Annotated in this window: 20 protein-coding genes; 13 read left to right on the top strand and 7 right to left on the bottom strand. The window is 55.7% G+C overall.

Annotation, left to right across the window (positions count from 1 at the left end):
- Nucleotides 1-11: 11 nt before the first annotated feature.
- The 5 genes from ACGYLO_RS18385 to ACGYLO_RS18365 form a co-directional block, all read right to left on the bottom strand.
- Entirely contained in the window at nucleotides 12-1,466 is a 1,455-nt protein-coding gene (locus ACGYLO_RS18385) for a hypothetical protein (protein WP_394377109.1), read from the bottom strand.
- A gap of 157 nt (nucleotides 1,467-1,623) precedes the next feature.
- Nucleotides 1,624-2,322 (bottom strand): HNH endonuclease signature motif containing protein, encoded by a 699-nt coding sequence (locus ACGYLO_RS18380; protein WP_394377108.1) that lies wholly within the window; start codon nucleotides 2,320-2,322, stop codon nucleotides 1,624-1,626.
- Between the two features lie 100 nt (nucleotides 2,323-2,422).
- A complete protein-coding gene (locus tag ACGYLO_RS18375; protein ID WP_394377107.1) occupies nucleotides 2,423-2,815 on the bottom strand; it encodes a hypothetical protein in 393 nt (130 codons plus the stop codon).
- A gap of 71 nt (nucleotides 2,816-2,886) precedes the next feature.
- On the bottom strand, nucleotides 2,887-3,279 hold the full coding sequence (locus ACGYLO_RS18370; protein WP_394377106.1) for a hypothetical protein: 393 nt from the start codon (nucleotides 3,277-3,279) through the stop codon (nucleotides 2,887-2,889).
- 61 nt (nucleotides 3,280-3,340) lie between these two features.
- Nucleotides 3,341-3,733 (bottom strand): hypothetical protein, encoded by a 393-nt coding sequence (locus ACGYLO_RS18365; RefSeq protein ID WP_394377105.1) that lies wholly within the window; start codon nucleotides 3,731-3,733, stop codon nucleotides 3,341-3,343.
- Between the two features lie 837 nt (nucleotides 3,734-4,570).
- Here ACGYLO_RS18365 and ACGYLO_RS18360 point away from each other — a divergent pair.
- The 7 genes from ACGYLO_RS18360 to ACGYLO_RS18330 all read left to right on the top strand — a co-directional run bounded on the left by ACGYLO_RS18360 (nucleotide 4,571) and on the right by ACGYLO_RS18330 (nucleotide 14,889).
- Nucleotides 4,571-4,930, top strand: coding sequence for a GcrA family cell cycle regulator (locus ACGYLO_RS18360; RefSeq protein WP_394377104.1), 360 nt, complete (start codon nucleotides 4,571-4,573; stop codon nucleotides 4,928-4,930).
- 3 nt (nucleotides 4,931-4,933) lie between these two features.
- A complete protein-coding gene (locus ACGYLO_RS18355) occupies nucleotides 4,934-8,347 on the top strand; it encodes a CHC2 zinc finger domain-containing protein (RefSeq protein WP_394377103.1) in 3,414 nt (1,137 codons plus the stop codon).
- Nucleotides 8,348-8,366: 19 nt separating this feature from the next.
- Nucleotides 8,367-8,999 (top strand): type IVB secretion system apparatus protein IcmL/DotI, encoded by a 633-nt coding sequence (locus ACGYLO_RS18350; protein ID WP_394377102.1) that lies wholly within the window; start codon nucleotides 8,367-8,369, stop codon nucleotides 8,997-8,999.
- A gap of 261 nt (nucleotides 9,000-9,260) precedes the next feature.
- The gene (locus ACGYLO_RS18345) at nucleotides 9,261-10,082 is read left to right on the top strand and encodes a DotH/IcmK family type IV secretion protein (protein WP_394377101.1); all 822 of its coding nucleotides are present in this window, start codon (nucleotides 9,261-9,263) and stop codon (nucleotides 10,080-10,082) included.
- A gap of 12 nt (nucleotides 10,083-10,094) precedes the next feature.
- Nucleotides 10,095-11,372 (top strand): DotG/IcmE/VirB10 family protein, encoded by a 1,278-nt coding sequence (locus ACGYLO_RS18340; protein WP_394377100.1) that lies wholly within the window; start codon nucleotides 10,095-10,097, stop codon nucleotides 11,370-11,372.
- Between the two features lie 42 nt (nucleotides 11,373-11,414).
- Nucleotides 11,415-14,249 (top strand): hypothetical protein, encoded by a 2,835-nt coding sequence (locus ACGYLO_RS18335; RefSeq protein WP_394377099.1) that lies wholly within the window; start codon nucleotides 11,415-11,417, stop codon nucleotides 14,247-14,249.
- Between the two features lie 103 nt (nucleotides 14,250-14,352).
- Nucleotides 14,353-14,889: a hypothetical protein gene (locus ACGYLO_RS18330; RefSeq protein ID WP_394377098.1), complete on the top strand. Its 537-nt coding sequence runs from the start codon at nucleotides 14,353-14,355 to the stop codon at nucleotides 14,887-14,889.
- A gap of 90 nt (nucleotides 14,890-14,979) precedes the next feature.
- Here ACGYLO_RS18330 and ACGYLO_RS18325 read toward each other — a convergent pair whose 3' ends face one another.
- Nucleotides 14,980-16,575, bottom strand: coding sequence for a UvrD-helicase domain-containing protein (locus ACGYLO_RS18325; protein WP_394377097.1), 1,596 nt, complete (start codon nucleotides 16,573-16,575; stop codon nucleotides 14,980-14,982).
- A 218-nt stretch (nucleotides 16,576-16,793) separates the two neighbouring features.
- Here ACGYLO_RS18325 and ACGYLO_RS18320 point away from each other — a divergent pair, with 218 nt between their 5' ends.
- The 3 genes from ACGYLO_RS18320 (at nucleotide 16,794) to ACGYLO_RS18310 (ending at nucleotide 22,531) form a co-directional block, all read left to right on the top strand.
- Entirely contained in the window at nucleotides 16,794-18,206 is a 1,413-nt protein-coding gene (locus ACGYLO_RS18320; RefSeq protein WP_394377096.1) for a hypothetical protein, read from the top strand.
- A 76-nt stretch (nucleotides 18,207-18,282) separates the two neighbouring features.
- Nucleotides 18,283-20,577, top strand: coding sequence for a hypothetical protein (locus ACGYLO_RS18315; RefSeq protein WP_394377095.1), 2,295 nt, complete (start codon nucleotides 18,283-18,285; stop codon nucleotides 20,575-20,577).
- Between the two features lie 124 nt (nucleotides 20,578-20,701).
- Nucleotides 20,702-22,531 (top strand): DNA topoisomerase, encoded by a 1,830-nt coding sequence (locus ACGYLO_RS18310; protein ID WP_394377094.1) that lies wholly within the window; start codon nucleotides 20,702-20,704, stop codon nucleotides 22,529-22,531.
- On the opposite strand, the gene ACGYLO_RS18305 is transcribed toward ACGYLO_RS18310, so the two are convergent.
- Nucleotides 22,526-23,101: a YcbK family protein gene (locus ACGYLO_RS18305; RefSeq protein ID WP_394377093.1), complete on the bottom strand. Its 576-nt coding sequence runs from the start codon at nucleotides 23,099-23,101 to the stop codon at nucleotides 22,526-22,528. The genes ACGYLO_RS18310 and ACGYLO_RS18305 overlap by 6 nt on opposite strands.
- Before the next feature lie 188 nt (nucleotides 23,102-23,289).
- Here ACGYLO_RS18305 and ACGYLO_RS18300 point away from each other — a divergent pair, with 188 nt between their 5' ends.
- From ACGYLO_RS18300 to ACGYLO_RS18290, 3 genes are all read left to right on the top strand, one after another.
- Nucleotides 23,290-23,820 (top strand): hypothetical protein, encoded by a 531-nt coding sequence (locus ACGYLO_RS18300; RefSeq protein WP_394377092.1) that lies wholly within the window; start codon nucleotides 23,290-23,292, stop codon nucleotides 23,818-23,820.
- Nucleotides 23,795-24,322 (top strand): thermonuclease family protein, encoded by a 528-nt coding sequence (locus ACGYLO_RS18295; protein ID WP_394377091.1) that lies wholly within the window; start codon nucleotides 23,795-23,797, stop codon nucleotides 24,320-24,322. The genes ACGYLO_RS18300 and ACGYLO_RS18295 overlap by 26 nt, the downstream gene beginning before the upstream one ends.
- A gap of 63 nt (nucleotides 24,323-24,385) precedes the next feature.
- On the top strand, nucleotides 24,386-24,919 hold the full coding sequence (locus ACGYLO_RS18290; RefSeq protein WP_394377090.1) for a hypothetical protein: 534 nt from the start codon (nucleotides 24,386-24,388) through the stop codon (nucleotides 24,917-24,919).
- The last annotated feature ends 176 nt before the right edge of the window (nucleotides 24,920-25,095 follow it).

The following is a 25,095-nucleotide window of genomic DNA, read 5'->3' as shown; positions in this document are numbered from 1 at the left end:
TGAAAACTCCGTTATCCGATAATGGCAGAAAAGATTTCCGCTCTTTTGTCTGTGTGTTCGTCCATGATCTCATCGAGCCGCCACATTGCATTACGCTGTCCGCGGTTGGAGATCTGACCGAGGATCAGGTCTTCCGGGGCGCCCCCATAGGCAGTGGGGTCAAAGGGGGGCTCGACACCCATGGCCATAAGCTGGCGCACAGTCCCGATCGGCATATGCAAACCTGCCTCCCAAACCGCATTCGCCGCCAGGGCGAGCATTTCGGGATCTTCCGGCACTTTGACGATGATCCCGCCCGCATAGGCCGAGACCAGAGTGGCCCCGCAGTCGAGCAGGCTCTGGATCGGGCGTGTCATCTCAAGGCGATCCCAGGCGGTCAGCCAGACACATTCGGGCGAGAGGCTCTCGGAACTGCTCAGCTTGCGAAAACCACCGCATAGTATGTTCTCGGCAGCGGCATTAACCGACCAGCTCGAAGAGGCTACGTCCCGGCCGCCGGATACATCGATCAAATTCGACACCATGCGACCGGTGACGGGCTTACGCCAGCCCGGACCCACAATGATCGAGTAGTCTTCAAAGGTGAACCAGGGCAGCAGCGCGATCACCTCGTCGAGCGTGTAGGAGATACGGCGGATGACCTTGGTATTGGGCCTCACCCAAGAGCTGAAATACTCATGCGGGATGCCGGGGCGTTCCTTGACGATCGCAACAACCATGACCGGCTTTTCCAGAGCACGGAGATCCGCGATCTTGTCATCCAGAGGCTCACCTTCAGGGATGCTGGCCTTCTGCCATTTGCCGGCGGAAGGAACCTCATGGTTCGTCACCCTCAGAGCATGGCTCAGACGGGGCACACGGCAATGCAACATGACCTCCCCTTCGGCGACGTTGAATTCTTGAAGCCGCGATACACCGTAGCTCAGGGCCTCCGAGATGCGTTTGCGCACCTTACCATCTTCCGGAACGGAGCTTTCCATCTCCGAGTTGAACAGATTGCGCAAACCGGTTGCCAGCGAAGGGCACCGCTCGATCGCGGCGTGGATCTCCCCATCTGAGCGCATGGTTGTGGCTGCGTTCTTGCGCGCTGTTTCAAGAGACATCTTGAAGACCCGATCGAAAATCGAGGCCGCAGCTTCAGCATTGGAAGCGACACTGATGTCGTCGATCCCCCACTCGCGGGGCATGTCTTCCAAAGCGATGCGCATCCAGCCGCTTAATTTGAGCTTCACGTCCCGGTTGGCTTCCTGATGTAGGCGCACTGTTTGGTAATCGCGATTGACCAGCCAAAGTGCCTCGGAAGGCAAGGCATCAAAGGCCCCCCTACCCTCCGAGCGGTGATCCAGACCCGGGCAGACAGCTGTCCAGCCTCCATCGTCATCCATGATCAGACAACCGATGCGGCTGCGTTCTGGCTCGGGCGCGATGTCATCGTCTTCTGCGATGTCGGTCAGTTCAATTGGCATTGGAGGGTGCTCGACTTTCCGTGAAAGGTTGTTTTTCGCTCCGAGACTAAAGGATCAAGCCGTCAGCACATAGATGGAAAGGCGGCTTTTCCACATGCAATTCAAGGCACTTGCAGCAGAACGCAGCAAAACTGGGTTTCAGACCTTGGTCGGCGGATCAAAGACGGGCTTTTAGCGCATCCCCCGCAGAACGCAGCGCGGCATAGCTAGGGAATTTCTCGGGGATGACGCGCTCTTGCCATCCTTCCTCTACAGCACGGAAGCCCCCGCGAGCCCAACCTTCGATCACCGGCTGATCCATGAAGATCGCCGCGGGGGCAATCTTGATATGTGCATCCATCTCGGTCAGCCGTGCGAGCACAGCCTCTTCACCCTTTGCGTCTCGAAGGGCATAGATGGCTTCAAAGATTGCCTCGAGGTTGGTGTGGCCAATCGCATCGAAGGCATCTTCTTGGCGGCTCGACAGATCACGCTGAAGCTTCTTTGCATCGATGGTAAAGCCTTCACGCTCTTTGTGTGTGACCATAGCCCAGGAGATCTGAGAAAGCTCTTCATAGCTGAGATCCGGGGCGTGGATGAGGGTGACGCGTTTGCGCGATGCGGCCCAAAGAAGGTGCTTGCGGTCATGACAGAACTGACAGATTGGCGCCAAGGCATCCTTTCCGGCGGGCTTATGCCCTTTGAGATGGTCAACCTCCATCATCTCCGGCATCCGTGTGCCACAGGTATTACAGTTCCAATCATGGGTTCTCATGGTCTGCACGATCTCATCGATCATCGTGGCGTTGAGCATGTTATGTGCTTTTGCGCTGAGCGTCAGGGAAGTCAGGGGGGACTGAATAAGGCTGGTGAACATCTCACGCTCCTGGAAAGTCTTTCATGGATATAGGGCCGACCGATGCCGGCCGGCCCTAGTGTTGTCTTTCACGACACTCCCTTTATCAGGAGGGCCGACTTCACTTGATCGCGGTGAAGCCGCCGCCGTCTTTGGTGAGGGTTGTGTTGTTGTTCGTATCGCCAAAGATCGAACCCACGCCCACGCCCATGACAGTTGGGACAGCGATCAAGGCCGCACCCACGAAGATCAAAATGAAGCCAGTCGAGACTTTGTTCGACGGATCATTGGGATTGGAAGCATTGGCTTTCAGCTTCATGAAACCCATGATCCCGAAGACGAAACCCGCGAGGAAGGCCACGATACCTGCCAGGCTGCCCAGGGCGATCAGCTGATCGCCGACCTTACCGGAAACACCGGCAACATCTTTGACCTGCGCATGAGCGCCGCTGGCCATAATCGAAGCGGCGGTTGCCGCTGTGGCCAGATGGGCCAGTTTGGTGAGTTTACGCATTGGGGTATCCCTCTTTCTGTTATGCGTGGGCACCGGGCGGCATGGTTGCGAATAGCGCCCGGCGTATCCTTTTACTTGATTGCTGTGAAGCCACCGCCTTTTGCGTCCAGCTTGGTGTTCTGGCCACCCTGGCCGAAGATCGAGCCAACACCCACACCCATAACGGTCGGGACCGCGATCAAAGCCGCACCCACGAAGATCAGGATAAAGCCAGTCGAGACCTTGTTCGACGGGTCATTGGGGTTGGAGGCGTTGGCTTTCAACTTCATGAAACCCATGATCCCGAAGACGAAGCCCGCGAGGAAGGCAACGATGCCGGCCAGACTGCCCAAAGCGATCAGCTGCTCGCCGACCTTACCGGAAACACCGGCAACATCTTTTACCTGCGCATGAGCGCCGCTGGCCATGATCGAGGCAGTGGCGGCCGCGAGGGCCATGGTTGTGAATTTGGTGAACTTACGCATATTTAGTCCTTCTTTCTCTAAGTTGATACGCCCGGGCGACATGGCCGCCGGAGCTCCGTGTTTACTTGATTGCCGTGAAGGGCTGGCTCGAGGTTGAGAGCTCCGTGTTCTGGCCGCCTGCGCCGAAGATCGAACCGATACCAACACCCATGACGGTGGGCACTGCGATCAACCCTGCCCCGATGAAGATTAGCATGAATCCCGTCGAGACTTTGTTCGACGGATCATTGGGGTTAGAGGCATTGGCCTTCAACTTCATGAACCCCATAATTCCGAAGACAAAACCCGTCAGGAAGGCGACGATACCTGCAAGACTTCCCAGGGCGACCAGCTGGGTACTGATATTGGTCGATACTTCTTTTAGGTTCGTGGCTGCCTGCGCATGTGCGCCGCCAGCCATCGATGCGAATGTGATGGTCGCAGCAGCTCTTGTTACGTGCGTATTGATCTTCACAAGGTCATCCTCACCTGCAGCTTTATCGGTTGTCGGCTGCGGAACTCATAGATGCGTACACAGTTCATTTTTCGCATCTCTGGCCTAGAAACCCACCGCCGTCTTCCTGCACATCTTACGGTAAGACTATGCAAGACACCTAGCGAAACAGCGGCGTTTTTTCGCATCTTGTGCAAATTCTGTGTGGAAAACCGACGGATCACATATTGTTTTTCGCAAACTGCTGCCTCCGCGTCACGAAGACATCTCTGAAGCGACATTACACCCCCTCTGGCCGCTGCCGTTACGCTTTGTAACGCGAAACCGTTTTGCCATAATATCGGTTAACCTATTGTTTTCACACAACCTTAAACATTATGCCCGCAACGGGTGAAACGCTCTGTTACAAACATATCGTTATTTATCAGTATCTTAGCTTTTGTAACGCATTACGCCAGCGAGAGTATTGCGCATGTGCAGGCATGTGCGTGGGTGTGAGGCGTATATACACTCTTTCTATATTTCTGTTACAAGTAACATATATATATATTATCTTAGAGAAATCAGAGACTTAACCCCGTTACAAAAAACATAACGTATCCGTTACGCTGTTACAGCACTGTTTTTGCAGTATATTTTCCATTATCCATCCGATTGGACCATCTCTCGAACTCCGGAAAAGGCTTCATATTTCATAGGAAATACCGGACGGCGATTGATTTTTCGCAAAGAAACCAAGGACATAGAGCCAATCCAAAATCATTTCATAGCGCATCTCGTTTTTCGCTTGAGGTGCAGCATGCGATCTGTGATATTGCCCAAGCATTTCCGACGCCATTTTTCGCAAGGGAACCCTCAATGGTAGCGACCAACTCAAGTGCCGCCGCGCACACAAAAGCCAAAACGACCTCCATTAGGTGGTCCGAAACAGATGTGGCCAAGCTTATTGAGCTCTGGAGCACCAATCTCTCAAATGCAGAGATTGCGAAAATCCTAAAAAGGGAGGAGTCCGCAGTTGCTGTAAAAGCTTCACGCATCAACCTTCCCCGCCGCAAGCAGATGAAGTCGAAAGACTCCAAGGCTCGGGTGCGTCCCTGCTTGCGGTGTCAGACGCCCTTCTACTCAGGTGGACCGGGTAACCGCTTCTGTGATCCCTGCAAGGACAGCTCGGATTGGAAGAACGGCAATGACCATTACTCAGCAGTTGGGGGCTACTGATCCATGAGCAGCGTTGCGAAAAAGACAGAATCACTTGAAGAACGCAGGCAGGCGGCTTTCGCGGCGTGGCATCAGTTCAAAGAGCAGGTGAAAGACACCTACCGGATCGACACGGCGATCGAAGATTTCTCCGGTACACGCCTGGATGGTCGCCCCGGCGGTGACCGCAAGGGGAAATGCCCTTTCCATAACGACACAAATCCTTCCATGTCCGTGCGCGCAGGGGCAACCGAAGGCTACTTCAAGTGTCAGACAGCGGGCTGCGAAGCCAAAGGCGACGTGTTCAAGTTTATCTCCGAATACCTTGGCGTGAGCTTCAAGCAGGCCGTTCTCCTGGCAGCCGAGAAGGTGGGCATCGATCCTCCTGGTGGTGCTGCGGATAAACGCTGGAAGGGTGCGAATACTGCGCCTTCCAAGCCGCGGTCGAACTTTGAAAACCAGATGAACCCCGCAAAACTCTTTGAATCGGATTTGGCACTGCCCTTCCGCGGACTGCAGGAGCCCAAGCCACGGCAATTCATGAAGGTTTGGCACCCTGGCGGCGGGCGCACGATTACGCCCTGTGTCAAGACATATAAACCTGAAATGGTTCACCTCTACCGCAATATGTCTCGCCAGCCGATTATGGCGGTCCTGCGTTGCAAGCACCGCGAGGGTGGCAAGTATTTCATGCCCATCCGGATTGGCGTCCTGCCCCAAGAGGCCCCGAATGTGGTTGTCGACGATATGGAAAACCGCCGCGGTTGGCTCGTCAAAGGCACCAGCGCCGGTCATCGCAAGCCGATCTATGGTATGGAGAAAGCTCTGCCTTGGATGAAGAACGGCGGCACTCGGATCCTGATTGTCGAAGGTGAGAAGACTTGCGATGCGACCCGTCGTCTGATCTCCGGTCTGGATGACGCAGACAACTGGCTGACCCTCTCGCCAATGGGCGGTCATAACGCCAGCCTCTATGCCGACTGGACCGAATTCATGTCTCACATGGATCAGGAGAAGCTCGACAAGCTGAGCTTCTCGGTCTGGCCGGATGCGGATCACATTAAGACCCGTCCCGATGGGACCGAGATCGACGCGCAGCAGCTCTATGTCCGTGATACGATCGGCGCATTTGTTACGGCCGCGCGCAAGGCCGGGCTTGACCCGACAAAAGCGTGCTACAGCCGCGCCCTGCCCGGGCAGTCTCGGGAGAACGGCTGGGACTTGGCGGATGCTGAGAACGAAGGGTGGGATGGCGAACGTGTTCGCCTTGAGATTGATGAAAAGGGTGCGAAAATGCCGATTGAGAAACGTTTCCTGGACTTGGACGTCAATATCAATGATGCGGATGATCCCGCCCCTTTTGAGGATGGTCCGGAAGCAATAGACGACCTCGAGCTTTCGGACCATGAATACGAGGAAGACGACCTTCACAATGGGGGGTCTGGCACCTCCGGCGAGAGCTTCATCCCTGATGAGGACGAAATCGCAGCACTCTACGAGAGCAACACCGCCCCCGAAGCCAAACGTGATGTCGCATCAGAGGTGAAGGAAACCCTCGCCATCACCAGCCAGCTATTGGGAGAAGAGGTAACCGATCAAAGCCATGTCGAAATCCTCGACAGGACACTTGGTGCCGACGATATGGTTGAAGCTGAGGACATGGATCAGGAACCTGATGAGGTCGAGACCGATGGCGGCGACGACAATGATGTCATCGATGGCAGGCATGCTGTGATGCGCAACACCAACTTCCGTTGTTTGGGATACCGCGAAGGGACCAACTACATCATGTCGCTCAGGTCCGGTCAGATCTTCGCGATCAACTACGCCGCCATGCGCAAGCAGGCATTGTTCAGCATTGCCCCAATCGATTTCTGGGCCGCGCATTTTTCAACACAAGAACGCGGAAAGACCACAATCGAATGGGATACGGCAATCTCGGCACTGATCGACGCTTGTTATGACTGCGGATATTGGGACCCCACCCGTGAGGCAGGCCAGGGCGCGCGCCTCGATGGGGGCCGTGTGGTTTTCAACTCAGGCGACCGTCTATGGATCCAGAAAGAAGTTGACGGTCCGGGCGTCGTCGATATCGCTGCGAATTTCAACGGTGATTACCAGTATACAGTGGGCGACTCTTGCCGCCTGCCCGCTTTCGACAATACTTTTCAGGCCGGCGATGCGGAACCACGTCAACTGCTCGATCTTATCAAGAAGCTGAACTGGCGTGAAGAGACCAGCAACCTCTCTGTTATGGCGATGTTCGGCTGGCTTTGCATTGGCCCGATCTGCGGCGTGCTGCCCTGGCGTCCGCACCTTTGGCTCGACGGCCAGCGTGCTGCGGGTAAATCCTGGATCATTGAGAACATCATCACGCCCTGTCTCGGTGACTATGCCTTGAGCGTGAAGTCCAACTCGACTGAATCGGGCCTGCGCAATATGCTGCATGGTCGCGCCTTCCCATTGGTTTTCGACGAAGCTGAGGGTGAGATGGATGGAGATCGCAACCGCATGGGATCGGTCATGCGTTTGGCGCGGCACTCTTCGACGCCTGGGGATTCCGTGGTGGCTCAAGGTGTGCCCGGCGGTAATGGTCAGAAGTTCTATTCCATCGCCTCGACATTCTTGCTCGCGTCGATCACCCCTCAGATCGAGTCCTCCGCGGATAAGACGCGTTTTGCGCGGGCTAAACTTGGGCCGGGCCATAACTCCGCCTATTTTTCGCGCGAAATCGAACAGCCTGCGCTCGATTTGCTGACGCCGGATTTCTCGTCGCGGATGATCGCCCGTATGGTCACCCGTGCCGCATCGATGATCAAGGTTCAGGCCTTGATGGTGCGCGGCTTGACCGCCTGCGGCATCGAGCGTCGTCTCGCTGACGTTTGGGGGACCTTCGCGGCTGGCGCCTGGCTGCTGCTGGAAGATGGCATACCTGAAGATCACGATGTTGCTATGGAATGGATCGAAGAGACCTTCGGCATCAGCACACAGATGCAAGAGTTTGCGGCTGAAATTGATGACGATAAGGACCACTCGCGCCTGTTCCGCGCAATTATCTCTCACGAAATCCGTTGTGAGACCCTGAACCTCGGGGCCCGCAATTTCACGCTGGGCTCGATCATCGACATGGCAATGAAGGATGATGAGGATGGCGATGAGGTGCTGGATCGCAATCAGGCTTCGAAACGCCTGGCCGAGCTTGGTATCCGTCTGGGCTACCAGGGAGAGCTGGCGAAGGCCGGAGATGAGCCGGATTGCCTGCTTATCCACAAGAATTCGCCACGTCTGGTCGAGATCCTTGCGAGAACGCCTTACGCAACATCCTATATTGATGTTATTCAACAGGCAGAGGATGTGAAAAACGGGCCGCCTGTCCGTTTCGGAGGTCTCGGTACGTACCGGTCAGTTTCCGTGCCGATCAAGCACTTCGGGATGTGATGCGAAAAAGAGGAAGACAATGGCGATAAAAGACAGATCGGGCGCAGTTGAGTCGCCATTGGCTCGGTATGAGACATACCAGAAGGCTTTCAGGGTTTCTGCCATCGGCAATGTAATCATGGCCGTCGCCACGACCGCATCCATCGCCATGGCTTGGGGGGCTTACAGCAGCCAGCCCGAACCGCGGTACTTCGCCACCCGTGAAGATGGGGGGATCATTCCCCTCGTCGCGGTTTCCTCGCCATTCTTGAACAACGGTCAGGTTACGAACTTCGCGGTTGAAGCTGTCACCCGCGCCCTGACTATGGACTTCAAAAACTGGCGCGAAGACCTGGCACAGGCCTCCGAGTATTTCCAACGGCCTGAAGGTTGGAACAACTTCCTGACCGCGATCGACAAATCTGGCACCTTGGACTTCGTGCGCAACAAGCGCCTGATTTCCAACGCTGTCGCAAATGGTGCAACCATCGTGGATGACGGTGTCGATGCGCTCGGTCGCTACAGTTGGACGGTGCAGATCCCGCTCAAAGTCACCTTTGAATCCGCCAACGAACGCAGTGTCGAAGATATGATGGCGGAGGTCATCGTATCGCGCTTGCCGACCTGGGAAAGCTCCAAGGCGGTTGGCATTACCCGGATCACCATGCGCTGATCAGAATAACAAGATGCAAAAGGCGAAAAGCGTCATTGCGAAAAACGGAGTTTCAGTAAAGTGGCAAATATGAAAATCAACACTGCGACCTTGGCCCTCATGACCTTGGCGCTTGGTGCAACAACCGGATACGCCCAGGAAGGCGATATTCTCTCGAAGTATCGCGCCCAGGGCGGCATGCTTCCTGTCGAGGCTGGTTCTCCCCCTGCCAGCCCCGTCGGGGATAAGTCCGGCTCCCCTACGGGGGGGCCGGACCGAGCTATGACTGACTTTCTGGCCACCGGGAAAGAAATGTCACAGGAAAAAATCGAAGGCTTCAATGAAGCTGTGGATCAGGCATTCCCGATGACGCCTGAGATGATCCGCCGGTACCGACAGATCCAAGAAGAGAACGAGCGTGCAGCGCAGGAGCGCCCTGCCCCGGATGAGGAAATCACAACGTCATTGATTTCGCTCGAGCCCGGCGAGCCTGCGCCCCTGCTGACCGTTTCTCCGTCGATCGCCTCGGTGATCGGCTTTTATGATGCCACCGGGGCGGCTTGGCCAATCGAGCAATACGTATTGGGCAACAACCAGGACTTCACAGCCATTCACCTTGGCCAGGACAGCAACAACATCATTCTGACCCCTCAGGGCCGTATCGGCTATACCAACATGGTGGCCAAATTGCAGGGCTTCGATAAGCCGGTCACTGTCCGCATCAAGATCTCCGAAGAGGTCGCTGATTATCGCCGCGACCTTCAGGTCATGCGCATGGGCCCCAATGCGGAGATCAACAATGCCTCCGGCGGCGGGATGACCCAGACCGTGGCTGAAGCTGGTGACGGTCTTCTGCTTGCCGCGATCACCGGTGTCGACCTGCCCAAATCAGCGCGCGCCGTGAATGTCATGGGTGTTGATGCCAAGGGCTGGGTCATTGAGGGCGACCTCTACCTGCGCTCGCGTCACGCCCTTCTCAGCCCCAGCTGGACCGGCTCCATGTCGGGCCCTGATGGTATCCGTGTTTACAAGATCAATCCGGCCTCTGTGGCCCTGTTCAGCGTTGGCGGTCAGATCATCCGCGCTGACATCAAGCTTCCATAAAAGGGGAAAGACATGAGCGACAAAGATATGAAAGACGAAGGCGTCGAAATCCCCGAAGCTGAAGCTGAGGATTTTGGCTCTCAGCGCGTCAAGAAGAGCATGAGCCCGGCGGTAAAATTCGGCATCGTTATCGGTGGCGTATTCGCCATCATCGGTGGGTCGATGATCATGAGCACCAACGAGATTTCCGAAGTGCAATCGACGATCTCTTCCGCGGGCGGAGATCTCGACGACACACCGGGTGGCGTCATTCAGTCCGAGAGCCCTCGGTACCAGGAAATTCTGGAAGCTTCGAATGACGAGGCTGCCGAAGAGGCACTTCGCACCGGCAAGACCTTCATTCCCACGCCTGAGCGCATTCTGCAGCCCATCGATGACCTGGAAGCGGGTGATCGGATTGAAGATGTGGAGCCACCGGTTGTTGTAGAAGAAGCTGTAGTGCCTCCTGCACCGGAAAAGCCGGCGCCGCGCGTTGCTCAGACGCCTCCGACACCGCCGGCTGCACCCGTCCGTCCCTCCGCGCCACAGACCAGCAATGGTGAAGAAACCGAGAACCGATATACAGCTGCGATGATCGGGCAGATGGGTGCCCTGTCGCGTAACAATGTCTCCGCAGGCCTGAGTAGCGTGCAGGTTGGGTCTGGTGAAACGCTCAGCTATGCCGAGCGCGTAGCTCAGTCCGAAGCTGAAGCCGCTGCTGTGCAGGAAGAAACTGTCGCCGCAGAAGAGGTTCAAACCCTTATCCCGGCCGGCGATATCATCTACGCAGAGACTCTGACCAGCACCAATTCAGACATCCCGGGCAGCCCGGTTCTTGTTGAGTTGACCACAGGTGAATACCGCGGCGCGCGTCTGATCGGTGCCTTCACGGTCAATCAAACGTCCGACAGCATGGTTATTCAGTTCTCTTCGATGACCCTGGCCGATGGCACCACGGTTGGCGTGAACGCCTATGCGGTCGATGGTATGACAGCTGAAGCAGCCGTCGCCTCTGATGTCGAACGTCGTTACCTCAAACGCTACGGCCCGATCTTGGCCTCGGCTTTCATTACCAGCTACGCCGATGCACGGTCGCAATCCGGTCAGACCCTGGCTTCCGTTGGCGATGAAACCGTCATCGTCGAGGGCACCCGTGACACGGAGCAGTCGCTCTACGCGGGTTTGAGCGCGGCCGCTGGCGCCATTGGTGCTGATCTGGAGGCCTATGCGCCTCGCGGTCCGAAGGTCACTTTGCGCGATGGCTGGCCCATTGCCGTGATGTTCACAGACACAGTGGTTGCCGGCAACTAAGCCGGCAACCCGCCATTTCGTATGGTTTTCAAGGGGGAAAACATGACAAATAAAACAGAGAACAAGGCCGCGCAGTCCGGCGGCGGGGATGAAACCCGGACCCTCGGGAAACGCTCCGATCCAAAGGTGAAGGCCAATAACCCGCAGCTGTCTGACAAAGATAAGTTGGGCAAGGCCGTCTCATCGATCGACGATCTGTCGGCGCGTATGGAGCAGCTGGATAAATCTTCCGGTCCCTTCGGCAACGATGAGGTTGATTTCAAGGCAGGCCGGGTTTCTTCGCTGCTTGATGATGTGCCTGCAGCCAAACCCGTTCCAGTCGCACGCGATGAGGAAGATGAGGTTTCGCTCGATGACATCCTGGGGAATAAATTGCCTCAAGAAGATGCCGGCGATGAGATGGTCGACCTTGCTGACATGGAAGAGGATAAAAGTGATCTCATCGAGACCACGCCCTTCATGGACAATGAGAAGGCCGCCCTGGAAGATGATGACTATTCCGCAGCTGTTGATGACTTCCTGAGCGACATCGAGGCTGAGGGGCTCTGGGAAGAAGAAGAGACGGATCCGATCGACGAAATGGTCGATGAAGATATTGCCACAGTCGATGAAGAGGAATCTCCCTTTGCGGCACTTTTCACGCCGGTTGACGGCGACGAAGATGCGCTTTTCGACGCCGGCGTACAAGAGACTGACTCAACAGAACCTGAAGGTTCCGTGGATCAGGAAACTGTGGATTTCGATGATGATTCCCTGTTTTTCGATGATGAAGTTGATATTCATGTATCCAAGGCAAGCAACGATCACGTGACCGCCACATTGCCAGGCGCCGGGACCTTTGCTGATCAGGAGGATGATGCAATTTACGACGATCTGAATAACGACGATGAAACCGGTTCGGGCGAAGAAGACCCCTCCTCCGGTCTTCCGCAACTCACCATGGGTGAGGATGACGGCATCTATGCGCCGGGCACGGACTATGCAGATGAAGAAGTTGCGCATACTTCGGAAGAAAGGGATTTCGCAGACAGCTTCGGCAGCGATGAAGATCCTGTCGAAACTGATAAGACCATGAAAAAGGATGACGCAATGGCCACCTCTGAATACGGGTCCGATGAGGACCAGACAAACCTCAAGACCCTGGAAGCCGTTGAGGATGGACAGGACGACAACACATTCGACGCCGATGACATCGATGCCTTCAAGGACGATGAAGTTGCCGCTTCTGATGAGGGGTCTTTCGAAGGGGATGATCTGGACGACCTTCTGAACGACAACGAAGCCTCTGCTGAAGATGAAGACGCTGATGTCGAGGATGCCGAAACATCCGAAGTAGAAGACGACACATCCGATGATGCCGCAGATGCCATCTTCGGTGACGACGATGAGGAAGACACTGTCGAGGCTTCGACAGAGGGCCCAGTCCTTGTTGCTGATACCCAAGAGCATGACACAGTCGCGTTGGAGAAATCCGAGCAACCCGCTGAAGCCGCCGTGGCTGAAGAAATCACCGGCGAAGAGGCACCGGCAGCACCTGCGAAAAAGAAACCCCTGAAGGCTGCTCTACTGGCCGCTGCGTCCTTCGCCATTCTTGGTGGCGTCGGTCTTGCTGCATGGAATGGCGCCATCCCCGGTGTGGATCTGAACCCGGCCGCAGGCTACCCGCCAAATGCGATCGAAGTGACCGACACAGGTGAGGCCATTGATGAGCCGGCGCAGGTCGCCTCGGTCGATATCGACCTTGAAGAGCCAATGAGCCCTATCACCCCCGAGGCAGCCAAGCCTGAGGGCAAAGGCACAATCCGCCTGGCAGACCTGATGGGGGCGAAGGCTGAAGACACAACTGATGAACCCATCGCGCCAACCGATCTGTCTGACTTGATGGATGCGGAAGAGCCGAGCGAAGACCTGGGCGATGCCGAGGTGGTGGCAATGGAAGAGGCACCGGTCGTTGATGTGCCCGATCTGGCGCTGATCAACGATGACACTGTCGAGATTGCAGACCCGATCGAGGTGGACGTCGCAGACATCGATGCAGATCTCGTCGACCCTGTGGATGCGCCTGAAGATCAGCCGGATCTTGTTGTTGTTGAAGCCGAACCCGCAGATGAGCTCGACCCGATTTCGGCGCTTGCGGCTGAAATCAGCAATGCCACTGGCAAGGTGGCCGATGAGCCCGAAGAAGCGGCTGAAGACGAAGCGACCAGCACGACCTCTGTCTTTGTTGGCGAAGAGCGTGTGGCTGAAGTCGAAGCCGATGTCTCTGAAATCAGCAAGAACATCGAGGCGCTGACCGAAGAAGTGTCCAAGATGAACGCGCTGATGGTTCAGACCATGGAGCGCAGCTCCACGATCGCAACACGCGTTGAGTCCAATGAACGCTCGCTTCGCACCGTGACCGCGATCCTGACGGAGTTCACTGGGGTTCGCGAAAGCCTGGACCAGACCCAGATCGTTCTGCTCGACATCGCAGCACGTGTGGGCTCGCTCGAAGCCTCCAATCCTGCCAATAAGCAGGAAGTGGGCAATGCGATCAAGGAGATCAACGGTGAGTTGAAACGCCTGACCGCCAATATGGCCATTCTGGCACGGATGACCGTGAACGGCGTAAGTGCTCTGGAAGCCCCTAACGCCTCTGCCGGCAACCACGGGGTTCAGACCAGCAACTCCGGCGCCTCCGGGGCCGGCACTGACAAGGTCTTCGCCGATGACACCGAGACCTTCCGCGCAACCACACCACCATCCGGCGTTGTGCCGGCGGACGTCGAGAATGGCGATTTCGTTGAAGGCTACGGCTACGTTCTCGATGTGATCCCCGCCTCCGGCAACCAGAACCTGGTGGTCATGGAGAATGGCTCGGTCCTGGTGCCCAAGTAACCCTGGGCGCTTTGCGAAAATTAGGGTTATCATAAGAGTATGAGGCGGGCTCCGGTCCGCCTCAGCCATATAAAGCCCCAGCAACCCCTGTAAGAGATGTGACATGGCAGACCTACTTCAAATCATTAGAAACATCGTCGAAATGATGGGAGAGTTCACCACAGTCGTGTCTGTGGTCTGCTTCCTGATTGGTGTGGTGATGCTGATTACGGCCCTGAAGCTTGCGCAGAAGCGTCAAGAACAAGGACCGGGACAGGGTGGCTGGAACTCCCCTATCGCTACCTTCATAATTGCTGGGTTGTTCTTCTCTTTGCCAACCCTGGTAGATGTGCTCAATGTCTCCCTATTTGGTGTTGAATCTCAATCGGCGTCCTCAATTTTCACCTACGCAAAGACAACCGTTGGCGCGATCAAAGGTGCGGAAGGCAAAGAGATGATCGAGGGTCTTGTCCTGATCGTGCAGTTCTTTGGTCTGATCGGTGTGGGTCGTGGCTTGTATCTTCTCAACCAGTCCGCTCAAGGCGGCCAGGGACCCAAGACCTTCGGTCCTGGGCTTACCTTTGTCATCGCAGGTATCGTGGCAACGAACTACCCATTGGTCGCGGGCATCATCCAGTCGCTGATTTCCACCCAACCCTGAGCACATCCGCCAAAATACAAAATGATGGAAAGAGAAAAGCGCCCGAGAGCATCGGGCGCTTCATTTATTTCAGAAGGTGAGAAATACCGTTTAACCCGGTTCGTAATCCTCATCGGGGCGCCGATCACGGTACCGAGCGGCCGCCTGGCCAGCAGCCTCCTCCTGGGTCAGCGCACCGGTGGGTTCTGGCACGGGCTGCAAGATCCGGCCGTAGCCTTTACAGCGCAGCTTGGCTCGGGTCGCGGCCACATAAAGCGTGTTGTAAGCCTCACGCGCCTGAGTGACATGCTTCTCTGACTTGAGCTCAGCGCCCTTGAAGCGGCTTTCCATCACATTGATATCCGGCCAATCCTCACCGAGCTGCACGGCATCGAATTCGAGACCTTTGGAACGGTGCGCTGTGTATACCAAAAGATGTACCTTATTCGCATCGGGGTTCTGCGCTTTTGCAAGGCGTTCGACGTCTGAAATGCGGTTCGTCTTGACCAGGCTGACCAGCTTCGAGAGACCGGGGTCCGAGCCCTCCTCCGCGGTCATCTCCATCTCGGTCCAGCTGTCGAATTGCTTCAACTCTGCGGACTTCACATCACCCAGACGTCCGTCCTTTAGGGCTTGCGCCGAACGGACATCGGTCAGGAGACCATCGACGTTGTCGACATGCACCTTGTAGCCCTTGTTGAGGTATTTGATCGCCTCATCGAGCATGCCGATATTGGTCCGGCAGATCACCGCACCCCGCGGCCCCTCTCCGGTCTCGCCGGGACCGGCGCCTTCAAGGCGCTTTTCCGGACCGCCATCGGGAATCTTGTCGAGGATCGTACGGGCAATGACCGCGATATTCTCACCAAAGCGAAAACTCTGTGTCAGGAAGAGCTCGCGTCCGGGAAGCTGCTGCAGGGCATTTTCTGCCCCGCGCCAAGAGTAGATCTGCTGGTAGGGATCGCCCACCGCGACCAAAGGCAAGCCAGTCTTGGTCAGGATGGACCGCTGGACTGGGTTGATGTCCTGGGCCTCATCGATCATCACGTATTTGTAGCGCGAGAAAGCATCGCGACGCAGATCATCATCAATGTCGAGCATCTTGAGATACATGTCATGGCTGTAGAGCTGGTTCTCCATACAGTCCCCCCAGTATTCAAAGGCCATCAACCTCAGAGGCTCGGAAAGCTTGTCGATCGTGTCGCGCACATATTGGGCTTTTTCCTCCGAAACGATGAAGTCAGGGTCCCCCAGGACCTCCATCAAGGCGGCCTCCGCATGACGGGACGAAAAATCAGCATCTGCGGATGCTGCGAATTTCGCCATCGTACTAGAAACGGCAGCCGCAACCCGGTAGTCCCCCCAGCCCTTCACATTCGGCACATGGAACCGGTCCATGATCCGCGAGGTCATGAAGCTGCGCGCATTAATCTGAGCTGGCTTTTCCATGTAGTCGCGCATAACGCCGAAGGCGAGACCGTGCATTGTCTTGGCCTGACATTTCGTCCGGCCCAGCTTTTCTTTAGCCTCTTTGGCGATCGAACCGTTGAATGCCAAATAGATGCCGCGATCAGAGCGGGCTTCTGCGCAGGCTTTCAGCGTGGTTGTCTTACCCGCACCGGCGAAGGCGATAACCTTGAGGTTCTCCCCAGCGCGCAGCGTGGCGACACCTTCCTTGATTTCGCCCTGTTCGTCGGTTAGCTTCATTTTTCGCTTCCTCTTATATGTCAGAGTGAACCTAACCCTCATTTGCGAAAACAGATATACGCGCATTACATTTTCAGTGGAAATCTGGGGATATCCTTGCGAAAAACCTTTCTTTCTGGCGTATTTCAGATCAAGTCTACGACAACAGAGTTTCACGTCATCAGATACGGCCGACTGACTGGTCTGAGAAAACCATTATGGAGAATAAGGACACCCATATGAAACACCCTAAGTTTACCCTCGCCGTCAGCATGATCGCACTCGCCGTTGCAGGCGGATCGATCCAAGCTCAAGATCTGGGCAATAACCCTTTCAAAGCAGTCAGCCCGACTACGCAGCGCGCCGCGCCGGCGCCGATGGCGATGACGGGTGATGACCTGGGCAGCCATATCGCAGGGCAGGTCCTGAATATGAACGGTTACAACATCACCAACCTCAAAGACCCCTTCTTTGAAGGGGATGCGGTGACGCTGGACTATTTCAACAAGAACAATGGCTGGGACCAGATTGCCGACGGCGATATTGATATGTCCGGCTTTACCCTGAAGAACCTCGGCGATTTGGATATGGAGGGTCGCAAGATCCATGATGGCGCTCTGGACAACGCCAAGGTGGTCAATTCTACCTTGAGCAACTCGATCATCACCAAGTCTACGATCGACAGCTCGGAGATCAGCAATCCGCAAGTTCAGGGCGGGGTCATGACCGAACCCACCCTGCGCGGCGCTGAGATCATCGGTGGCACCGCGCGTGGCCTCACCCTCTCCGAGTTGATCCTCGACGCTCCTGAGATTACCGGAGCAGTTTTGAATGGCGGCGAAATGGTAGATGCGACGCTAGACGCGCCGGTCCTGCATCAACCAACAATCAATGGCGGCGTTCTGTCTCAGACATCGACCGTTGATGCGACCCATAAGGACAGCACCTTTCAAGGGGACACGCTGATCGAAGGCGGTGTCGATGTGACTGGCAACCGCATCACCGGTGCAGGCGATGCCGCAGAAGACACAGACGTCATGAACCTGCGCAGCACGCGGGCCATGATCGAAGATTTCATCGCAAATATGGAAGCGCCCGCGGTTGTTGAAGTGGCGGTGGAGGAGCCTGCGGCGGCCCCGGCCCTTACGCTGGATATGACGGCACTTTCGGTCACCGATATCTCAATGGGGTCACCCGTCGAGGATGAGGTCGCAGCAGAGGTCGAGGTTTCTGCAAAGAATGATCTGTCTTTGCTGACCAAGTCTGAGAACGGTTTCGATCTTCCCGGTGATTTGCATGTTTCAGGCAATCTCGTGGTCTCCGGCGCATTGATGAATGTCCCCGCGATCTACCGTCCAACCCCTTCTGAAGAGGACGCTCTGGGTGTGCTCGACGGCGCGGATACTATTTCGGCGCTTTCGAATATCGCAGCTATGGTTTACAATCTTCCTGATGGTGGCCTAGCGATGGGGATCGATCCTGGAACCATTCCTGCTGAAATGAGCTTTGTCATGAGGGCAGGTGTGGGTGATGATGGTGCGAAAAACGAAAGCATCGATTACGTTCAGCTGATTTCCCCTATGATTGCTGCGATCCAGACAATGGACGCACGGATCACCGAACTGGAAGCGCAGATCGACTCTGCGAATTAAACAAAAGCGAATGCCTTCAATTGGCCTTCGCGTCAATTGAAGGCATGGGGGGGGTGCTGGATCGAAGGAGACTAAAATGTCTAAAAAGAGTGGCGCCAGTATACTTACTCTAATCCTTGTGGCCCTTTCTCCGCCGTTGCATGCTCAGGACGGCTCGGGTGAGCAGAGATCTTTCCAGCCACTTTCTTCGAGCGAGAACCTTAGTGAAGCTTTGGATGCGCCCGATTACTTTGTCCGGGATGCCATCACAGCTGAAGGGGATAATCTCGGGGATCACATTGCCATTCAGAACGTGGATATGGGCGCGTTCAACATCACCAATATGGCAGATCCGATCGAAGATCAGGATGCCGCGACAAAATGGTATGTAGATCAGGCAGTGGGCGCTGTGAGCGGCCCGACCGAGGGGGACAACCTTGGTGACCATGTCGCCACGACCAACCTGAACATGTCCCACTACAACATTAACAACTCAAAGATCATCAACCCCAAAATTTACAATGGCGAATCTTGGGATCTCAAAATGTGGGATCCCAGGATTTTTGATGCCTATATCAAAGATGCCGATATCAGCGATGCAAGCATCCGAGACCCGGACGTCAGTGGCGGCACCCACAACCATGGTGTGTTCTCAAACTCCACCATGCACCAGATGACGGCAGACTTCCTGACGACCTTCAACGGTTGGACCGTGTGGAACAATACGATCGACATGCAGGGCAATGACATCAAGAATGCCAAGATCAAGCTCCAGCTTGATATGGACAACAGTCCACTTATCAATGTGCCTGATCCCGTCAATCCACAGGATGCCGTAAACTTGCGCACGCTGGACAGCCGGATTGCGTCCGGCGGTGGAGATAACCTTGGGGATCACAAAGCCATCCAGACCCTTGATATGGGCGGCTTTACCATCACTAATATTCCAGAGCCGACAGATCCCGGTGATGTCACAACGAAGACCTATGTCGATACGGCTGTGGCCGGCGCCAGTGACAACCTGGGGGACCACAAGGCCACACAGAAGATCGACATGGCCTCGAACTCCCTCGTCAATCTATCAGATCCTGTAAACCCGCAGGATGCAGTAAACCTGCGCACGCTCGACAGCAAAATCATGGCAGCCAGTGCAGGCGATAATCTCGGGGACCACAAAGCCACTCAGAAGGTCGATATGGGCGGCTTTACAGTTGCCAACCTCCCTGCCCCCGCCCAGCCCGGCGATGCGGCGACGAAGGCATATGTCGATGCGACAGTGAGCGGTGCTGGTGACGACTTGGGCAGCCACAAGGCGACCCAGGGTGTCAATATGTCCGGTTTCAAGATCTCCAACGTATCGAACCCGGTCAACGCAAAAGATGCCGTGAACCTGGAAACACTCGACAGCAAGATTGCTGCGGCAAGTGCTGCTGGTGGTGATGACCTTGGTAATCACAAGGCCGCGCAGAACATCGATGCTGCGGGCTTCAAGCTCATCAATGTCGCTGACCCGGCTCTTCCTTCTGATGCTGTGAACCTGCGCACATTGGACAGTAAGATTACGGCCAGCGGTGGCGACAACATGGGTGACCATACAGCCACTCAAGATTTGGACATGGCGCTGTTCAACGTCAACAACGCCAAAATCCAGAACCCTAAAGTCTACGATGGTGAGTCGTGGGATCTGAAGATGTGGGACCCGAAGATCTACACCGCCTACATCAAGGACGCGGACATCTCGGATGCGAATATCTCAGACCCTGTTGTCAGCGGTGGTACCTTCAATGCCCCGCACATCAGTCATGCCACAATGGACCTGATGACCGCCAATTACATGACGGTCTTCAACGGTCACACATTCTTTAATGAGAATATTGATATGCAGGGTCATGGCATCAAGAATGCCCGGATCAAAACGCAGCTCAACATGGACTGGATGCCGCTCATCAATGTGCCGGACCCGGTTGATGAATATGATGCGGTAAACTTGCGCACCTTGGAGGCACAGATTGCATCAGTCAGCGGTGGTGGGAGCGGCCCGTCCAGCTCCGAATTCAGCGACCTTCAGGACCTGGCTAACAGCAACAAGAACCGCATTGGCTCCCTCGAAGGCAGGGTTTGGACCCTGGAGAATAGCGGCGGTGGTGGCGGCGGCGGCGGTGCAAGCCAAGCAGACGTCGATAAGAACACGCAGGACATCAGCGGGCTTCGTGGTGATCACGATAACCTGCGTAACTGGGTTGCATATATCGATGGTGAGTTCTGGGGGCTGAAAAGCCGCGTTGACAGCAACCAGGGTCAGATCTCAGGATTGAACGGCAATATGACCTATGCCCTTCAGGAAATCGAAGCCCTCAAGGATCGCATTGCGACACTCGAGGGCAAGCACTGATCGAAATGAGCCCGGCGCATCACCGCCGGGCTCATTCAATTACACCCCAAAACCCACAATTGATTGCGCCGCTCAACTTCCTTTTTTCATGGCTTTCGCCGATGATGTGAAAAAGGAAATAGTGATGCAGGCGCTGATCTTCATTGAGGCATTTGGCAAGGTCCCGGCTTGGTCGCGGATCTCCCATGCGCTTGGGATGAAGTCAGAGATCATAGCCACCTCCGGCCATCTTTGTCGCTATCCCGACAGCCTCTACCCGCTGGGGATCAAGGTGGCCAAAGGCCAGGCCATCGACGTGACGCGTGTTGTGCGCCCCGAAATCGATCGCCGCATACGAAACGCACTGCGGGCCCGTGACCCTGAAGCAGAGATCATCATCGCGACAGATGATGACCCAGAGGGGGATGTCATCGCCCTCGATGTCATGCGTGTCATCGTCGATGTCGATCCCATATTGATCGACAGCTGCATTCGGATCCGCCCAGGCGCCATCACTAAAGAAGGAATTGAGGTCGCCATTGCGAAGGCCCGCGCCAAAGAGGGCGGCATTGACGATCTGGTCTCACGCGCCGTCAGCGGCCGCACAAGGGCGCTGACAGACCGCTGGATGGGCGCCACGCTGTCTCGGTTGGCAAACGCTGGTTGTGGCCGCGTACGCGCCGGAATTCTGGGTGCGGCGCTGTGCTGGCGTAAATCGCCTGAGCTGGTGCGTGATCTGCCTGAAACCGGAGAGATGACTTTCCAATGCAGGTCCGGCGCCGGCGGCCTTCCTTTCACTGCACAGGTCTCACTTAAAGGCACCGTCCCGGAGGCTTTGGCTTCAGTGGCACGGCGCTATGCAGGAAAGCTTATACCTGGTCAGGTCAATCCGATGAAATCAGTCGGTGCCGCCGTAGCGCCGCGGTTGAGCAATGTCACCCCTTTCAACACTGGGGATGCGCTGGCTTATGCCTCGCGTTTTCACGGCGTGGGAACACGGGCTGCGATGGCAGGCTTACAGAGCGCCTATATGAAAGGGCGTATTTCCTACCCGCGCACGGACAACAGAACGATATCGCAGGCTTCAGCTGCGCATGTCATCCAGGCCGCGCGCATATGTGGCTTGCGGGATGTCGATATGCGGCATGCGGCAAAACATGCTCATACGGATGAGAACGACGGCATCACGGCGCATGAGGGGATATACCCCACGCCCCGGATGACGAAAGACGACATGGACCGCTTCCGCAACTTGGTGAAACGTCCCATCAAGGACCTGGACCCTAAAGATCCAGCACAGGTCGAAGACCTCATGGTCACGCTCGTGGCGCGTCGTATTTTTGAGGCACTTCGGGATGGAGAGATGGCGCCTGGCATCTTCCACCCACGCGAGGATAGCGATCTCACAGAGGCGGAGCGCGAGGCTCTTTCCGATCTGGAGTGGACGCGGCCGCTGGGGCAAAGCTTGCCATGGGGTCGTGCTCAAGCCACCGCGCTGCGCATATGGCCCCTGGCTTCTGTCTTGGTCGACGGCATGATGATCGAGCAGATCGGTCGTCCCTCGACATGGGCAAGCCATGCCGATCAGGTTGAGCAGTCAGGACAGATCATCATCCCCACTCCAGGCGCCCTGCCCGAGCCGAGCCCGCAAGGCATTAGGATACTCAAGGCCCTGCCCCGCGGCATATGGAACCCTGAGACCTGCCGTATGATCGAACATACGATGTCCATAGCTGCAGCAGATGAAGATCTGGGGGCCGAGATCACGCATCGTATGCGATCTCGGGTCGATGTCTGGTTCAGCGGCATATCCAGGGAGGTGCGCAATGCCCTTGTGGAGATGCTCAAATCAGAAAGTGAGAGTGCCGGCCGCGCGCCCAGCAAGGCGGCCGAGGGCATACGGCCTGTTGATGTCGACCCTGATCTCGACGCTTTTGCTGACGAAGAACCAGAAACAGTAGATATGGCTCTATGAGCCGATCCAGGTCCTGCGGTCGCCTGTGTCCATATGGACGAATGAGCCTGGGTAATGTCCGCATCCACCCACCTGAAGCCATTTCGCATATTTGAAGATGGGCTCTACCGGAATGCCGGGGAAGGAGAAATCAACGGCCTTGGCTTTGATGTGCAACGAGTTCCGCGCAGCACCCCCACCATTGCGTCGCAACATGTCATTGGTCGCACGGCTTCTATATCCCGATAGGAACCTGATCTCACCGGAATGCCCGTCGCCCACGGCCGCTTCGGAGATGGCTGCGAGGCCCCAGAGCAAATTCCTGCTGCAGGGTTTGATTTCTGCCTCGCGCCAGTCGCGCATAAACCAATCGATCCGGCGCAGTTCTTGAACGTCATATTGGCCATCTCGCCAGAATGTCGTCGAGATGCGTTCGTTGGTGTTTGCATTCCACATCCGAAGATGCGGCTTGATGATGGGCTTGAGTGAATCCAGTCGAGAAGGCGTTTTCGCAAACGCCATAGAGGGCAGTGAGCATGATGCGCCGGCAGAGGCGGCACCTAGAAGAAGATCGCGTCGGTTCAATCTCATGGGTGGAACTCCAAGTTTGATGGCATAGCACATAGCATAGTTATCTTGTTTTTCGCAATATAGTCGGGAACTTTTTCGGGGGATGGGCTAAGACGTGCTTATGGGGTCTCATTTAATCCCTTTGAATTTTCACGACATGCATCGATTCTAGCCTCGAGAAGTACAGGGCGTGATCAAGAGGATACGAGATGACTCACACAACGAGCCTTGCAGGACTGGCGAAAGCGCATGAGCTACATCCTCCCCTGCAGGATGCAATCACCCTGCATTATGATGCTGGCGTTGACGCTGATGGAGACCCGGTTGTCTTTGCGGTTCTGCATTTGGATGACCTCGCCAAACTGCCCACCGACCTATTGTCGGGACTTGGCATTGGTGCAGATCATGACGATGTGAACGGCGACCCAGCGTTTTTTGTTGGCGATGATCTTTCCATGAAGCTCTACGTCGACACGGATGCCTACCCTGCCTTCAAGGCGGATCTCATGGATATCGTCGAAGATCTTGGATTGGTGCTGAAAGATGCCCATGGTGATCTGCGCCTTTTGATGGGCGAGGGCAATGATATCGCCACCCCGGACATGCCGGCCTTTGTCCACGCTGGATTTGAGCGCATTAATACGGCGGAAGCGATCGAGATGCTCTACCGGGAGCGTCACCTGGAGCACGGATATGCGGCACGGAGGGATGACGATGGTTCAGGACCTCAGTTTTCTTGAGCGCCCCGCAAACATCGACCCGAAGTCCTTGGGTAGGGAGGATTTTCTTCTTCGCCCTGGACATTTTTCCGTTATCGATGGTGACACGATCTGGGCTCTTTCGAATAGTGAGGGTCAAGCAAGGCAAGGCAAATCTTTCAGTATGCGGTTTCGTACGATTGCCGCACCGGAGCGCCCGACAAGGCGCGGAACAGACGCAATCCTGAAGAATTCCGGCATTGACCCGTATTGGGATAGCCTTGGCCAGCAATCAACAGAACAACTAAAGGCCTATCTCGACGGACGCGCGCTGCTGGTGCAGCCCAGCGGTCAAATCGACCGGTACGGACGCATGCTCTGTGACATGGCGGTTGTTCCTTATACAGGCGGGGAGCCAGACCTCTCACGTGCTGTTTCGCTCGAGCGCTTAATGCTGTCGCAGAAAGTTGCCAACCCCTTTGACGGAAAACCGACGCCCCCACTTCATCCACAGTTATATACCCCTCCAGCACCTGAAGTCTGAAACACTGGTTGCGAAAATTGTCGTACAAGTTAGATTCTATACTGAGCAGGGAGTATTCATTCTATGTCAGAGCCAAAAAAAGGTTTCATAAGTCGCAGTTCTCGCGGCGTCGCGCGTTATGTCGGACGTCGCTTTGGCAATCAGTTTGTGAATGAGGTTGGGCGGGATTTGGTTACCAAAGGCTTCAACCGCGCCAAGGAAACCCTTACACCCGTAGAAATGGACCGCGATGATTTTCGTGCTGGGCTGAACGGCCGCTATGAAGATGGTGGCAAAACACGATTTGAAGAGGTCCTTCGCGAGACCAATACGAATAATCGGCAGCTTGCAGCACTTGCGCAGCATCGTCGCCGCGCAGCTTATGTGATGTTCGCAGCCGCTGCTGGCTTCCTGCTGTTCGGAGCGGTGATGATTGTTCGGGCTGGAGGCTTCAACGAGGCACTCTATGGCTTTGTCACCGCCTTCATGTCTTTTATCTTTCTTACCATAGGTATCTCACATGACTTTGTCAGGTGGCAGATCGAACAGCGGCGCTTTGGGGGTTTTCTGGAGTATTTTGGCAAGTCGCCTGAAGCGCACAAAACGTCCAAAAAATAGAATTCCGGCCGCACGGAGCACAAAAACTGGCATACCACATTCCGAAGCCGCGTAGTCGGCATCCATATGCAAGATCACCCCTTAGCACGGCCAGCATACTTTGCTGTTTTCGCAGGTTCCCCATAGGCTGTTCTCATAAGATGAGGGAATATGTCATGGCACATGATGCGAGATAC

Source organism: Sulfitobacter sp. 1A13353, assembly GCF_043557255.1.
Classification (GTDB): domain Bacteria; phylum Pseudomonadota; class Alphaproteobacteria; order Rhodobacterales; family Rhodobacteraceae; genus Sulfitobacter; species Sulfitobacter faviae.
Note: the sequence above shows the minus strand (reverse complement) of the source record. Positions and strands in the feature narration are given on the sequence as shown.

What these genes read in the sequence shown, in the direction of transcription:
- ACGYLO_RS18385 (WP_394377109.1), bottom strand. Translation starts at nt 1,466, where the DNA reads ATGCCAATTGAACTGACCGACATCGCAGAAGACGATGACATCGCGCCC.
- ACGYLO_RS18380 (WP_394377108.1), bottom strand. Translation starts at nt 2,322, where the DNA reads ATGTTCACCAGCCTTATTCAGTCCCCCCTGACTTCCCTGACGCTCAGC.
- ACGYLO_RS18375 (WP_394377107.1), bottom strand. Translation starts at nt 2,815, where the DNA reads ATGCGTAAACTCACCAAACTGGCCCATCTGGCCACAGCGGCAACCGCC.
- ACGYLO_RS18370 (WP_394377106.1), bottom strand. Translation starts at nt 3,279, where the DNA reads ATGCGTAAGTTCACCAAATTCACAACCATGGCCCTCGCGGCCGCCACT.
- ACGYLO_RS18360 (WP_394377104.1), top strand. Translation starts at nt 4,571, where the DNA reads ATGGTAGCGACCAACTCAAGTGCCGCCGCGCACACAAAAGCCAAAACG.
- ACGYLO_RS18355 (WP_394377103.1), top strand. Translation starts at nt 4,934, where the DNA reads ATGAGCAGCGTTGCGAAAAAGACAGAATCACTTGAAGAACGCAGGCAG.
- ACGYLO_RS18350 (WP_394377102.1), top strand. Translation starts at nt 8,367, where the DNA reads ATGGCGATAAAAGACAGATCGGGCGCAGTTGAGTCGCCATTGGCTCGG.
- ACGYLO_RS18345 (WP_394377101.1), top strand. Translation starts at nt 9,261, where the DNA reads ATGACTGACTTTCTGGCCACCGGGAAAGAAATGTCACAGGAAAAAATC.
- ACGYLO_RS18340 (WP_394377100.1), top strand. Translation starts at nt 10,095, where the DNA reads ATGAGCGACAAAGATATGAAAGACGAAGGCGTCGAAATCCCCGAAGCT.
- ACGYLO_RS18335 (WP_394377099.1), top strand. Translation starts at nt 11,415, where the DNA reads ATGACAAATAAAACAGAGAACAAGGCCGCGCAGTCCGGCGGCGGGGAT.
- ACGYLO_RS18330 (WP_394377098.1), top strand. Translation starts at nt 14,353, where the DNA reads ATGGCAGACCTACTTCAAATCATTAGAAACATCGTCGAAATGATGGGA.
- ACGYLO_RS18325 (WP_394377097.1), bottom strand. Translation starts at nt 16,575, where the DNA reads ATGAAGCTAACCGACGAACAGGGCGAAATCAAGGAAGGTGTCGCCACG.
- ACGYLO_RS18320 (WP_394377096.1), top strand. Translation starts at nt 16,794, where the DNA reads ATGAAACACCCTAAGTTTACCCTCGCCGTCAGCATGATCGCACTCGCC.
- ACGYLO_RS18315 (WP_394377095.1), top strand. Translation starts at nt 18,283, where the DNA reads ATGTCTAAAAAGAGTGGCGCCAGTATACTTACTCTAATCCTTGTGGCC.
- ACGYLO_RS18310 (WP_394377094.1), top strand. Translation starts at nt 20,702, where the DNA reads ATGCAGGCGCTGATCTTCATTGAGGCATTTGGCAAGGTCCCGGCTTGG.
- ACGYLO_RS18305 (WP_394377093.1), bottom strand. Translation starts at nt 23,101, where the DNA reads ATGAGATTGAACCGACGCGATCTTCTTCTAGGTGCCGCCTCTGCCGGC.
- ACGYLO_RS18300 (WP_394377092.1), top strand. Translation starts at nt 23,290, where the DNA reads ATGACTCACACAACGAGCCTTGCAGGACTGGCGAAAGCGCATGAGCTA.
- ACGYLO_RS18295 (WP_394377091.1), top strand. Translation starts at nt 23,795, where the DNA reads ATGGTTCAGGACCTCAGTTTTCTTGAGCGCCCCGCAAACATCGACCCG.
- ACGYLO_RS18290 (WP_394377090.1), top strand. Translation starts at nt 24,386, where the DNA reads ATGTCAGAGCCAAAAAAAGGTTTCATAAGTCGCAGTTCTCGCGGCGTC.